Source organism: Pseudomonas lactucae, assembly GCF_016937615.1.
Taxonomy (GTDB): Bacteria; Pseudomonadota; Gammaproteobacteria; order Pseudomonadales; family Pseudomonadaceae; genus Aquipseudomonas; species Aquipseudomonas lactucae.
Map to the genome: position 1 here is coordinate 1 of NZ_JAFHKI010000093.1, position 12,762 is coordinate 12,762.

A 12,762-nucleotide genomic window follows, 5' to 3' on the forward strand; every position below is an offset into this window, starting at 1 on the left:
GCTGTACGCAGGTTAGTCGACCGGCCATATGGAAAACCGGCGCACCCGAAGGTGCCCTACGCACAGCCACCATAAAACTTCATGGAGGACCATGCGCCATATGAAATCCGGGCGACTAAACCCGATCACCGATAAGCAGTGACGGACCGCAGACTAGCCACCGATTTCAGCAGGCGCAAGGCGGCGGGAATTGTCTCGGAAACGTCCTGCAATTAAAAGGGACACGCCTTGCTGGCCCTTTACAAATCATGACCAAATGCCAGCAATGATCGCCACGGCTTGTCAGTCATCAACACTCAACCCCACCCCTCGCGCACCGCACTGCGAATCCCCTCCAGCAACATCCCGAACGCCGGGTTGTCATTGTCTTCGCGCCAGATCAGGTGCAACTCGCTTTGTGCGCCTTCGCCCAGGTCGATGTCGCGGAACACGACGTTCTTGAACACCACGCTGCTGGCGCAACGCGGTACCAGGGCCAGGCCCATGCCGGCGTTGACCAGCGCGAGGATGGTCAGCGACGAGCCCAGCCACTGCACGTATTGCGGCGCCACGCGGGCCGAGCGCAGCAGGCCGGTGAGCAGTTCGTTGAACGGCGGGTAGGCCGCGTGGGCGTACATCAAAAAGGGCTGTGCATCCAGGTCCTGCACGCTCACCGTATCGGCGTGTGCCAACCGATGGCTGCTCGGCACCGCCAGTACGAACGGCTCGCGCACCAGGCATTCGGTGGCGTAGCCCGGTTCCAGCAACGGTGCGCGGACGATGCCGAGGTCGATACGCCGGGCGCGCAGGGCTTCGTATTGCTGGTAGGTGTTCATCTCCGACAGGTCGATCTTCACCTGCGGCTGCTTGAGCCGAGCCTCGGCGATCACCTTGGGCAGGAACTCATACACCGCGCTGCCGACGAAGCTGATATTGACCGTGCCGATATCGCCCTCGGCAAAGCGCCGTGCGGTGATGGCCGCTTGCTGGGCGCGTTCGAGCAGGTTCTGCGCCTCGATGAAAAAAGCCCGACCGGCGGCGGTGAGCGCGACGCTGCGGGTGGTGCGGGTGAACAGTTCCACGCCAAGGTGATGCTCCAGCAACTGGATCTGCCGGCTCAGCGGCGGCTGGGTCATGTTCAGCCGTTCGGCGGCGCGGCGAAAATTCAGCTCGGTGGCCACGGTGGTAAAGCAGCGCAATTGCGTCAGCTCGAACATTGATCTAATCCCGGTATCAATCGCATGCCAGGTTAGATTAGACGGGAACAATCCTCGGCGTCCATCATCGACTCGCCCTTAAAAAAACAATCAATGGGAGTTGCCCGTGGATACCCTCCAGAGTCCGCCAGACCCAACCTTGCTTGCCCGCGCGGCGGCCAAGGTCAAGCGCCATGTGCTGCCGTTGTTCGTGGTGATGTTCATCGTCAACTACATCGACCGGGTCAATATCGGCTTCGTGCGCAGCCATATGGAAACCGACCTGGGCATTGGCGCGGCGGCCTACGGCCTGGGGGCCGGGCTGTTCTTCATCGGCTATGCGATCTTCGAAGTGCCCTCTAACCTGCTGCTGCAGCGCTACGGCGCACGGGCCTGGCTGACGCGGATCATGTTCACCTGGGGCGCGGCGGCGATGGCGATGGCCTTTGTGCGGGGCGAAACCAGTTTTTACATGCTGCGTTTTATCCTCGGTGCCGCCGAAGCGGGTTTCTTTCCAGGGATCATTTACTACTTCACCCAATGGTTGCCGGCCAGTGAGCGCGGCAAGGCCATGGCGATTTTCCTCAGCGGTTCGGCCATCGCCTCGGTCATCTCCGGGCCGGTGTCGGGGGCGCTGCTCAATGTCAGCGGTTTCAACCTGCATGGCTGGCAGTGGATGTTCCTGATCGAGGGCTTTGCCTCCATCGTGCTCTGTGGGTTCGTGTGGTTCTGGCTACAGTCCCACCCCCGTCAGGCCAGTTGGCTCAGCGACGATGAGAAACACGCTCTGGTCAGTGCCATTGCCCTGGAGCAGCAGGCGCGCGAGGTCAGCCAGAGCGTGCGACCGTCGATGTTCAAGCTGCTGGCCGACCGGCAGATCGCGCTGTTCTGCTTTATCTATTTTTCCATTGCCCTGACCATCTACGGCGCCACGTTCTGGCTGCCGAGCATGATCAAGAAAATGGGCAACCTGGGCGACTTCCAGGTGGGCTTGTTCAACTCGATTCCGTGGTTGATTTCGATCGTCGCCATGTACGGGTTTGCATCCCTGGCCAGCAAGTGGAAGCACCAGCAGGCGTGGGTGTCGCTGATGCTGGTGATCGCCGCGTTCGGCATGTTCATGTCCACCACCGGCGGGCCGGTGTTTGCCTTCGTCGCCATCTGTTTTGCCGCGATCGGCTTCAAGGCGGCTTCGGCGCTGTTCTGGCCGATTCCCCAGGGCTACCTGGATGCGCGCATTGCGGCGGCGGTGATTGCGTTGATCAATTCGGTGGGCAACCTGGGCGGTTTCGTGGCGCCCACCACCTTCGGTTTGCTGGAACAGACCACCGGCTCCATCGAGGGCGGGTTGTACGGTCTCGCCGCGACCTCGCTGGTGGCCGCCGTGGTGGTGTTCTTTGCCCGCACCGCACCGCGCGGCGGTGTCCCCCCAACATCAAACTCTTCTTCTCAACACCACGCCTTGCGTCCAGGTCCACAGGGAGCCGCCTCTTGAAAATCGTCCGCGTTACCGTCACCCCGATTGCCTTCCGTGACCCGCCCTTGCTGAACGCCAGTGGTATTCACGAACCCTTCGCGCTGCGCTCGATCATCGAGATTGAGAGCGACACCGGCTACATCGGCCTGGGCGAGAGCTACGGCGATGCCCCGGCGCTGGCGATCCAGCAACAGGTGCAGTCACAGCTTATCGGTCTCGATCCGTTCAACCTCAACCAATTGCGCGCCATTGTGCAGGCGACCGTGGCGGCGCATAAGCCGGCGAGTCTGGCCGGTGCCGAACTGGCGCCGGGCTCCCACGCGAGCAAGGCGGTGAGCAATGCCTACTCGGCGTTCGAGGTGGCGTTTCTCGACTTGCAGGCGCATTCGCTGAATGTGCCGCTGGTGGACCTGCTCGGCGGGGCGATCCGTGACCGTATCCCGTTCAGCGCGTACCTGTTTTTCAAATACGCCCAGCACATCGACTCGCCCTACAAACCCGACAGTTGGGGTGAAGCGCTCAACGAAGAACAGATCGTCGCCCAGGCCCGGCGCATGATCGAAACCTACGGCTTCAAAAGCATCAAGCTCAAGGCTGGCGCCTTGCAGCCCGAGCATGAAGTGGCGTGCATCAAGGCCTTGAAGAAGGCGTTCCCCGACGTGCCGCTGCGCATTGACCCGAACGGCAACTGGTCGTTGGAAACCTCGATCCGCATGGCCGAACTGCTCGGTGACGACCTGCAATATTACGAAGACCCGACCCCCGATCTGGACGGCATGGCCGAGCTGCACACGCGAACCGGCTTGCCCCTGGCGACCAATATGGTGGTTACCGACTTCGATGAGTTCCGCCGCAGCGTGGCCCTGAACAGCGTGCAGATCGTGCTCGCCGACCACCATTATTGGGGCGGCCTGCGCGACACCCAGGTGCTGGCGAAGATGTGCCAGACCTTTGGCCTGGGCGTCTCGATGCATTCCAATTCACACCTGGGCATCAGCCTTATGGCCATGGCCCACGTGGCCGCGTCGGTGCCCAACCTCGACTACGCCTGCGACACCCATTACCCGTGGCAAGAGCCGGACGAGGAGGTGATCAAGGGCGGTAAATTGCCGATCATCGATGGCTGCGTGCAGATCACCCACGCACCGGGGCTGGGCCTGGAGCTGGACCATGACCAGTTGGGCAAGCTGCACGATCAATACCTGAGCTGCGGCATTCGCCAGCGCGACGACGTGAAACAGATGCAGCGTTATCAGCCGGACTGGAACGCCGTTAAACCACGTTTCTGAAGCCGGTCGCTTCGCTTTGCCCGGCGGTGCATGTGCGTGCGCCTCCGGGGTTTTTTGTAGGTGTTTGCTTTCTGCGATGTAGGCAACTTCCCAAATGTAATTCAGACCCCCTGCGCTTGTGTCCGGGACCTATTCCCTTGCTTATATTCCGACGCCATCTTCATTGCACCCAGGGATGTAGGGCATGGCGCAGGGCTATATCAACGACCGCACGACGGACTATCACAGCTTGAAATCGCGCTTGATGGGCGGCGGTTTGAGCCGGGAGCGTTCGGATCATTTCGATGTGTTGAACCATCATCTGCGCCGTGGGCTGGTGACGCCTGGGCAGTTGGTCATTATTCCCGATGCCTACAGCGCCACCTGTTCGATGGAGGAGGCCTGGCTGGTACGTCAGGCGCAGGCGATTCGCCGGGAACTGGATAATGCGGCCGGAACCCAGGTGGTCAATGACTATGATTTGCTGCAAAGCCTTTTGGGGTACAGCTCGTTGGGGGTAGGCAGCGCTACGTCGGCATGGTCACGGCATCTGGAGGAAGTGGCGCATACGTTGGAGGAGATCGAGCGACTGCATCAGCGCCTGAGGGAGGGCGGTTTGGATCGAGAAGCGTTTTTTCGCCAGCGCAAGGTCCTGTTCGGGATGCTGGACACCCAGCTGCAAGGCGCGGCGCGATTTGGCACGGGGTTGCGGGGCAATCAGGCGTTGAAGAAGATATTGGGAATCTCCACCAAAAGCTATCAGCACAAGGGCGAGATTGCCGGGTATGCGCAGCGGATGCGGGCGATTGCGCAGACGTCGAAGTGGTTGGGGAAGGGGACGTACGTGGGAGTGGCGATGGATGTGGGAGTGGCAGGGTTGGAGATCAAGGAAGCGTGTGTCGAAGGGCGAGAGGCGCAGTGTCGGCGGGCCAAGTATGTGGAGACGGGGAAGTTGGCGGGCGGCGTGGCGGGGGCTTATGGGGGAGGGAAGGTCGGTGCAAAATTCGCCCCTCAAGTCTGTACGATTCTTTTGGGTGTCGTGGCTAAAGGAAACGGTGCTTTGGCCTGTGCAGTTATTGGCGGCGCTGCGGGAGGGTATGTAGGAGGCAATACATTTGGCGACGGGGGCGCATTTCTGGGCGGCAACATCCTGGAGATCGATGGTGACTTGATCTTTCAACCAGAAGGCGCCTAACCATGGATTTTTTTCTCATCTTTACAATTCTTGTATTTGCAGCGTGCCTGGTTTTCGCGGGGCTCTCTTTCTACGCCGAATACACAAAGCTCGAAGAGTTGGAAAGTTACTTCAGCGAGAACAAGGTGGTCTGCGATAACAAACGTTTTTGGGGCAGAAATACCCATATCGACAGGTTTCACCGCATGTGCCTGATCAATCAGTTGTTGGCAATGCCCAAAACGCATATCAAGCGAGGGGATGTGACCGAAGCCGAGCTGGCCGCCATCCCCCTATCCCTTAAGCGTTGGGCGTTGTGGCCCTATAATTTTGGAGCTATATGGTTCGGCGCCTCAATTGTCTGGAGTATCTGGTACCACTGGTAGCCTGCCGCAACACCAGGCTCGGCCTCAGGAAAAATCCTCCTCGAAATGCTCGTGCTCGCCCCGCGTCTGCCCCTGGCGCCGCAGCACCTCCATCTGCCGCAATTCCACCCGGCGGATCTTCCCGGAAATGGTCTTGGGCAGCTCACTCACAAATTCGATACGCCGCACCCGCTTGTACGGCGCCAGGTGTTCGCGGGCGAAAGCGAGGATATGCGCGGCCAGTTCCGCACTGCCCGGTGCATCGTGGGCCAGGATCAGGAACGCTTTAGGCACCGCCAGGCGCAGCGGGTCGGGGCTGGGCACCACGGCCACTTCCATCACCGCCGGGTGTTCGATCAGCGCGCTCTCCAGTTCGAACGGGCTGATGCGGTAGTCGGAGGCCTTGAACACATCATCGGCGCGGCCTACAAAGGTGATGTAGCCGTCGCTGTCGATCTGCGCGGTATCGCCGGTGCGGTAGTAACCGTCGCGCATCACCTCGGCGGTTTTTTCCGGGCTGTCTTCGTAGCACAACATTAAGCCGAGTGGGCGCACATCCAGGGGCAGGGCGACTTCGCCTTCGCTGGCGGGCAGTCCATCGGGGTCGAGCAGCGCCACGCGATACCCCGGCAACGGGCGGCCCATGGAGCCCGGCTTGAGCACTTGGCCTGGGGTGTTGCCGACCAGGGCGGTGGTTTCCGACTGGCCGAACCCATCGCGCAGCGGCAAGCCCCAGGCGTGTTGGATCTGCTCGATGATTTCCGGGTTCAGCGGCTCGCCGGCACCCACCAGCTCGCGCAGACTCAGGCGTGACTTGTAGCCGGCCAGGTCTTCCTGGATCAGCATGCGCCACACGGTAGGCGGGGCGCACAGGCTGGTCACGCCATAACGTTGCAGTGCACTGAGCAAAGCCTGCGCGCTGAACCGCGCGACGTTATGGATGAAGATGCACGCACCGGCGTTCCACGGTGCGAACAGGCAGCTCCAGGCATGCTTGGCCCAGCCCGGAGAGGAAATATTGAGGTGCAGATCGCCCGGTTGCAGGCCGATCCAGTACATCGTCGACAGGTGGCCCACCGGGTAGCTCTGGTGGCTGTGCAGCACCATCTTGGGTTTGGAGGTGGTGCCGGAGGTGAAATACAGCAGCATCGGGTCGGTGGCCAGGGTGTGGCCTTCGGCTGCGAATTGCTCGGGGTACTCGAAAGCGGCGCTGTGCGCGACCCAACCCGCTGGCGCGGCGCCTACGCAAATGCGACTGCAGCCGTCGCCCAGGCCGACGAACTTGTCGACATGCGCCGCCCCCACCACCAGGTGACGCACCTGGCCGCGCTCGATACGGTCGCGCAAATCATCCGGGTTGAGCAGGGCGGTGGCGGGGATCACCACGGCGCCGAGCTTGAACGCGGCGAGCATGGTTTCCCACAGCGCCACATCGTTGCCGAGCATCAGCAGCACACGTTCGCCACGACGTACCCCGAGGGCGCGCAGATGGTTGGCCACCTGGTTCGAGCGCGCCGCCAATTGCGCGAAGCTGTAGCGCTGCTCGCTGCCGTCCTCTTCGACGATCCACAGTGCGTTGGCCGAATTGCCCTCGGCCATCACATCGAAGTAGTCCAGGGCCCAGTTGAACGCATCCAACTGCGGCCAGCGGAAATCGCGCACGGCCGTGGTGTAGTCGGTGCGGTGCGCGAGCAGGAAATCCCGGGCGGCCAGGAAGGGATGCGTCATGGTCGGTGTCCTTGATTATTGTTGTAGGGACATTCTTGGTGGACCGAGTATAGGCATGCATAAATCTGAAGATGAACGCCTAAAAATACCGGTGCGTTGTGCAAAAAAGTCACCTCTTCAAACGGTGAACGGTCAGCCTTACCCACCGTAGCGAAAGCCACCCGACAGCTTCTGCTTCAAATAACCTACCAGCGCACTTACCGACTTCGGCACATGGGGCGAATACGGCCGGATCAGGTAGATCTCGTCGGCAAACGCGCCCTTGAGCGTCCAGTCCTTGAGCACCTGCACCAGCGTGCCGCTGGCCAGCGCGGCGTGGGCGCTGAAATCCGGGAGCAGGGCGATGCCCAGGTGGTTGAGCGCCGAGTCGCGCAGGGCTTCACTGTTATTGGTGGCGAAGCTGCCGGCGATGGGTACGGTGAGGCGCTCAAGGTTCTTGCTGCCGCGCTCGAAGGTCCAGGCGGGCTGGTCGGTGCCCCGTGGGTAAAACAGGCAATTGTGTGCGGACAGGTCGCCGGGTTCGCGCGGTTCGCCGTGGCGTTGCAGGTAATCCTGGGTGGCGACCAGCACCGAGCCGGTGTCACACAGCTTCCAGGCCACGTGGGTTTCCGGCACCTGGAAGCCGTGGCGCACGGCCAGGTCGTAGCCTTCGGCCGCCAGTGAACTCAAGGCGTCGGACACGTCCAGCTGGATACGCACCTGCGGGTACTGCTGCAAGAATTCCGACAGGTGCGGCACCAGTTGCTGCCGGGCGAACGCCACCGGTGCGGTCAGCCGTACCAGCCCGCGAATCTCACCGACCGAGTCGCGTACGGACGAGAAGCTGCGGGCGATTTGCGCGTAGGCGCTGCGCACTTCACGGGTCAATGACAGCCCCGCATCGGTCAGCCGCACACTGCGCGTGGTGCGTGTGACCAACCGCGTGCCGGTGGCCTTTTCCAGATCGGAAATGCGCTGGCTCACCGCGGATTTACTCACCCCCAGGCGCGCAGCGGCGGCGGTGTAGGTGCCTTGTTCTTCCAGCACCGAGAGCCAGTGGATGTGGGTCCAAAGCCCTTCGATTTCAGATTTTTCCATGATTGTATTGTTCGTATATATGGACAATAAGTTCAGGATTCTGCTCTGGTTTGGAACAAAGCGAAAGCCTAAGGTGTGTTCCAACGCTACCCACCTGGATCGACTGCCATGACCACTACCATCGAGCACTACATCAACGACCAGCGCGTGAGCCGCGATGATCGCTATCAGGACGTCTACAACCCGGCCACTGGCGAAAAAACCGCACGCGTCGCGCTGGCCAGCCGCCAGACCGTGGCCGAAGCCGTCGCCGCTGCCCAGGCCGCCTTCGACGGCTGGGCCGACACCCCGCCGATCCGCCGCGCCCGCGTGCTGTTCGAATATCTGCACCTGCTGCGTGAGCGCAAGGACGACCTGGCGCGCATCATCGTCGCCGAACACGGCAAAGTCTTCACTGACGCCCAGGGCGAGGTCGACCGTGGCATCGACATCCTCGAATTCGCCTGCGGCATCCCCAACCTGCTCAAGGGCGAACACTCCGACCAGGTGTCCCGTGGCATGGACAACTGGACGATGCGCCAGCCCCTGGGCGTGGTAGCGGGTGTCACACCGTTCAACTTCCCGGTGATGGTGCCGATGTGGATGTACCCGATCGCCATCGCGGCGGGCAACACCTTCATCCTCAAGCCAAGCCCGACCGATCCGAGTGCTTCGTTGTTCATGGCCGAACTGCTGCGCGAAGCCGGCCTGCCCAAAGGCGTGTTCAACGTGGTGCAGGGTGACAAGGAGTCGGTGGATGCGCTGATCGAACATCCGGACGTCAAGGCTGTGAGCTTTGTCGGCTCGACACCGATTGCCCAATACATCTACGAGACCGGTGCGCGCAACGGCAAGCGCGTGCAAGGCCTGGGCGGCGCGAAAAACCACATGGTGGTGATGCCCGACGCCGATATCGAAAAAACCGTCGATGCGCTGATGGGCGCGGCCTACGGCAGTGCCGGCGAGCGCTGCATGGCCATCTCCGTGGCCGTGCTGGTCGGCGATGTGGGCGACAAAGTCATCGCCGCCCTGACCGAGCGTGCCAAGCAACTGCGTATCACCGACGGCCGCGACCTGAAAGCCGAAATGGGCCCGATCGTGTCCCGCGCCGCCCTGGAGCGCATCAGCGGCTACATCGAACAAGGTGTGCAGGCCGGCGCGCAACTGCTGCTCGATGGCCGTGACTATGTGCCCACCGAAGCGGGTTTGGAAAACGGCTTCTGGCTCGGCGCGACGCTGTTCGATCACGTGACCAGAGAAATGAGCATCTACCGCGAAGAAATCTTCGGCCCGGTCCTGGCCTGCGTGCGCGTGAACGACTTCGCCGAAGCCGTGCAACTGGTCAATGACCACGAATTCGGCAACGGCGTCAGCTGCTTCACCCGCGACGGCAACATCGCCCGCGAGTTCGCCCGCCGCATCCAGGTGGGCATGGTCGGCATCAACGTACCGATCCCGGTGCCGATGGCCTGGCACGGGTTTGGCGGTTGGAAGAAGAGCCTGTTTGGCGACATGCATGCCTACGGCACCGAAGGTGTGCGCTTCTACACCAAGCAGAAGTCGATCATGCAGCGCTGGTCGGAGAGCATCGAGCAGGGCGCGGAGTTTGCGATGCCGGTGTCCAAATAACGCTTGAAAGGACACCGTAGGACAAGTGTGGGAGGGGCGGTGCGCCGATTCCGGAGTGTCAGTCATGCATATGTCGACTGACCCACCGCAATCGGGAGCAAGCTCCCTCCCACATTTTTTTGCGTAAAGGTTGACGATCCAGTGAATGCCGAATACTGTATATAAACACAGTGTTTAGGCGCTGACCAACCAAGCTCTGGCAGCCTCAGCCACGCCAAACACCCTGTGTAAGTTAATGGATTAACTTAATGCTCAGGCTCGTTATACCGAGCCGTTTTTATATAGAGAGAGGGAACTCATGTCGTACCCAGAAAGCAAACTCACCGGTTTGACCGGTTTCGCCCTCGCGGCAAAAGTGACCGGCGGCTGGGCCGGCCCCGTGGTCAGCATCACTAACCTGGATCAACTCAAGGCCAATATCGGTACCGTCACCCCGCAGGTGCTGGTGATCAACAGTAATATCTCGGCGTCGAGCCTGACCAAAGTCAACATGGGCGCCAACAAAACGCTGATCGGTTCGTTCCAGAATCGGACTTTGGAGAATATTCACCTGCGTGCAACCGCGCAGTCGCAGAACATCATTCTGCAGAATCTTATCTTCAAGCATTCCGCGAATATCAAGGCCAATGACGATATTCAGGTCTACCTGAACTACGGCAGCAAGTATTGGATTGACCATTGCTCTTTTGTCGGGCACAGCTGGTCGACCAATGACGGCAGTGAAGACAAATTGCTGTATATCGGTGAAAAAGCCGATTATGCCACCATCAGCAACTGCTTCTTTGGCAGTCACAAGTACGGCCTGATCTTCGGTCATCCGGCGGATGATAATAACGCTGCGTTCAACGGTTACCCGCGCCTGACACTGTGCCATAACCGCTTCGACAATATGGAAGTGCGTGCGCCAGGCTTGATGCGCTACGGTTATTTTCATGTGTATAACAACTATATCAATAAGTTTCATCTCGGTTTCACCCTTGCGCAGAATGCCAATATCCTTTCCGAGAGCAACTATTTTGGTGAAGGCAGCCAAAACAATGGCATGTTGGATGATAAAGGCAGCGGGACGTTTACTGATACAAACAGTGTGCCGCCGATCACCAACCAGAAGTCGCCAAAAGCACAGTGGACGGCAACTTCCAATTACGCCTATACCTTGAAGACGGCGGCGCAGGCCAAAGACTTTACACAGAAGAATGCCGGGGCTCAGGCTACGGTGTTGGTGTTTGGTAGTTGAATAGCTAGCTTTCTACTTGGCTGTCATTATTACGGGTGCCACTGTATTTATATCAAGGATATAAATACAGTGATGGCCTTTTTAATGTAAACAATTCTTCATGTTGAGATAAGCAATGCCCATGTTAAACCTTGGGGCGCACTTGCAGATCCAACTATCTCTTGCTCTTTCGGTCAGTATCGAGTTGCTGGCTGTCAGGTGCTATTTAATCTTCGCTTTTTATTTAAGCGTCAGCAAAAGGACATCATCATGAAACATGCGAATCACACTCCCACTCGCTGGACACGGGCCGATGCGCTGAAAGTTAATGAGAATGACCCTACGACGACACAGCCGTTAGTGAGTCCTGACTTTCCTGTCATGAGTGATACGGTGTTTATTTGGGACACCATGCCATTGCGTGAGCTGGATGGCACGGTGGTATCTGTGGATGGCTGGTCAGTGATTTTCACCCTGACTGCCGACCGTCGCCCCCATGATCCACAATTCATCAACGCCGACGGCCGTTACGACATCAAGCGCGATTGGGAAGATCGCCATGGCCATGCGCGTATCTGCTATTGGTACTCGCGCACCGGCAAGGACTGGATCTTCGGCGGCCGGGTCATGGCCGAAGGGGTTTCGCCGACCACGCGTGAATGGGCCGGCACGCCGATCCTGCTCAATAACAACGGTGATATCGACCTGTATTACACCTGCGTCACACCAGGTGCCACGATTGCCAAAGTCAGGGGCCAGGTTGTCACGTCGGACACCGGTGTCACCCTGCAAGGCTTTGATCAGGTCAAGTCGTTGTTCGATGCCGACGGCACCTATTATCAAACCGAGGCGCAGAACGCGACCTGGAACTTTCGCGATCCCAGCCCGTTTATCGACCCCGTGGATGGCAAGTTGTACATGGTGTTTGAAGGCAATGTCGCCGGCGAGCGCGGTACTCACGAAGTGGGCCCTGACGAGTTGGGCCTGGTGCCACCAGGGCACGAGGACGTCGGCGGTGCGCGTTATCAGGTCGGCTGCATCGGCATCGCCGTGGCCAAGGACCTTAACGGTGACGCGTGGGAAATCCTGCCGCCGCTGGTGACCGCCGTGGGGGTAAACGATCAAACCGAGCGTCCGCACTATGTGTTTCAGGACGGCAAGTACTACCTGTTCACCATCAGCCACAAGTTCACCTATGCGGATGGTGTGACCGGTCCGGATGGCGTCTACGGCTTTATTGGCGATCATCTGTTTGGTCCTTACACGCCGATGAACGCTTCCGGGCTGGTACTCGGCAACCCACCTTCGCAGCCGTTCCAGACCTATTCTCACTGCGTGATGCCCAATGGCCTGGTGACGTCGTTTATCGACAGCGTGCCCACCAGCGGTGAGGACTACCGTATCGGTGGCACCGAAGCGCCGACGGTCAGGATTGTGCTGAAGGGCGACCGCTCGTTTGTGCAGGAGTCTTACGACTACGGTTACATCCCGGCAATGCGCGATGTGGTGTTGAGCCAGTGACAGCAATGCAATAGCCAACATCAGGTGTAAACCGATCCAAATGTGGGAGGGGCGGTGCGACGATTCGACTTGCCCGCGGTAGCAGTAGGTCAGTCAAGGTAGATATCGACTGACCCACCGCAATCGGGAGCAAGTCGAATCGTCGCACTGCCC

10 protein-coding genes are annotated in these 12,762 nt (G+C 59.8%); 7 read left to right on the plus strand and 3 right to left on the minus strand.

Annotated elements, in window-relative coordinates:
• Window positions 1-296: 296 nt before the first annotated feature.
• A complete protein-coding gene (locus JWR98_RS17520; protein WP_078732692.1) occupies window positions 297-1,196 on the minus strand; it encodes a LysR family transcriptional regulator in 900 nt (299 codons plus the stop codon).
• A gap of 106 nt (window positions 1,197-1,302) precedes the next feature.
• On the opposite strand from JWR98_RS17520, the gene JWR98_RS17525 reads away from it, so the two are divergent.
• From JWR98_RS17525 to JWR98_RS17540, 4 genes are all read left to right on the plus strand, one after another.
• Window positions 1,303-2,670 carry an MFS transporter gene (locus tag JWR98_RS17525; protein WP_078732693.1) on the plus strand — a complete coding sequence of 456 codons (1,368 nt, stop codon included), beginning with the start codon at window positions 1,303-1,305 and terminating at the stop codon, window positions 2,668-2,670.
• The gene (locus JWR98_RS17530) at window positions 2,667-3,941 is read left to right on the plus strand and encodes a glucarate dehydratase family protein (protein ID WP_205490670.1); all 1,275 of its coding nucleotides are present in this window, start codon (window positions 2,667-2,669) and stop codon (window positions 3,939-3,941) included. Before JWR98_RS17525 ends, JWR98_RS17530 begins: the two co-directional genes overlap by 4 nt.
• Before the next feature lie 184 nt (window positions 3,942-4,125).
• Window positions 4,126-5,115: a hypothetical protein gene (locus tag JWR98_RS17535; protein WP_205490672.1), complete on the plus strand. Its 990-nt coding sequence runs from the start codon at window positions 4,126-4,128 to the stop codon at window positions 5,113-5,115.
• Between the two features lie 2 nt (window positions 5,116-5,117).
• Complete coding sequence (locus JWR98_RS17540) at window positions 5,118-5,480, plus strand: hypothetical protein (protein WP_205490674.1); 363 nt, start codon at window positions 5,118-5,120, stop codon at window positions 5,478-5,480.
• A 24-nt stretch (window positions 5,481-5,504) separates the two neighbouring features.
• Here JWR98_RS17540 and JWR98_RS17545 read toward each other — a convergent pair whose 3' ends face one another.
• Together JWR98_RS17545 and JWR98_RS17550 are read right to left on the minus strand one after the other, a co-directional pair.
• On the minus strand, window positions 5,505-7,187 hold the full coding sequence (locus tag JWR98_RS17545; protein WP_205490676.1) for an AMP-binding protein: 1,683 nt from the start codon (window positions 7,185-7,187) through the stop codon (window positions 5,505-5,507).
• A gap of 138 nt (window positions 7,188-7,325) precedes the next feature.
• Entirely contained in the window at window positions 7,326-8,264 is a 939-nt protein-coding gene (locus JWR98_RS17550) for a LysR family transcriptional regulator (RefSeq protein ID WP_078732707.1), read from the minus strand.
• Window positions 8,265-8,372: 108 nt separating this feature from the next.
• Here JWR98_RS17550 and JWR98_RS17555 point away from each other — a divergent pair, with 108 nt between their 5' ends.
• The 3 genes from JWR98_RS17555 (at window position 8,373) to JWR98_RS17565 (ending at window position 12,609) form a co-directional block, all read left to right on the plus strand.
• Window positions 8,373-9,872: a CoA-acylating methylmalonate-semialdehyde dehydrogenase gene (locus JWR98_RS17555; RefSeq protein ID WP_078732708.1), complete on the plus strand. Its 1,500-nt coding sequence runs from the start codon at window positions 8,373-8,375 to the stop codon at window positions 9,870-9,872.
• 298 nt (window positions 9,873-10,170) lie between these two features.
• A complete protein-coding gene (locus tag JWR98_RS17560) occupies window positions 10,171-11,109 on the plus strand; it encodes a pectate lyase family protein (protein ID WP_078732709.1) in 939 nt (312 codons plus the stop codon).
• Between the two features lie 249 nt (window positions 11,110-11,358).
• Entirely contained in the window at window positions 11,359-12,609 is a 1,251-nt protein-coding gene (locus tag JWR98_RS17565; RefSeq protein WP_078732710.1) for a glycoside hydrolase family 68 protein, read from the plus strand.
• Window positions 12,610-12,762: the final 153 nt, after the last annotated feature.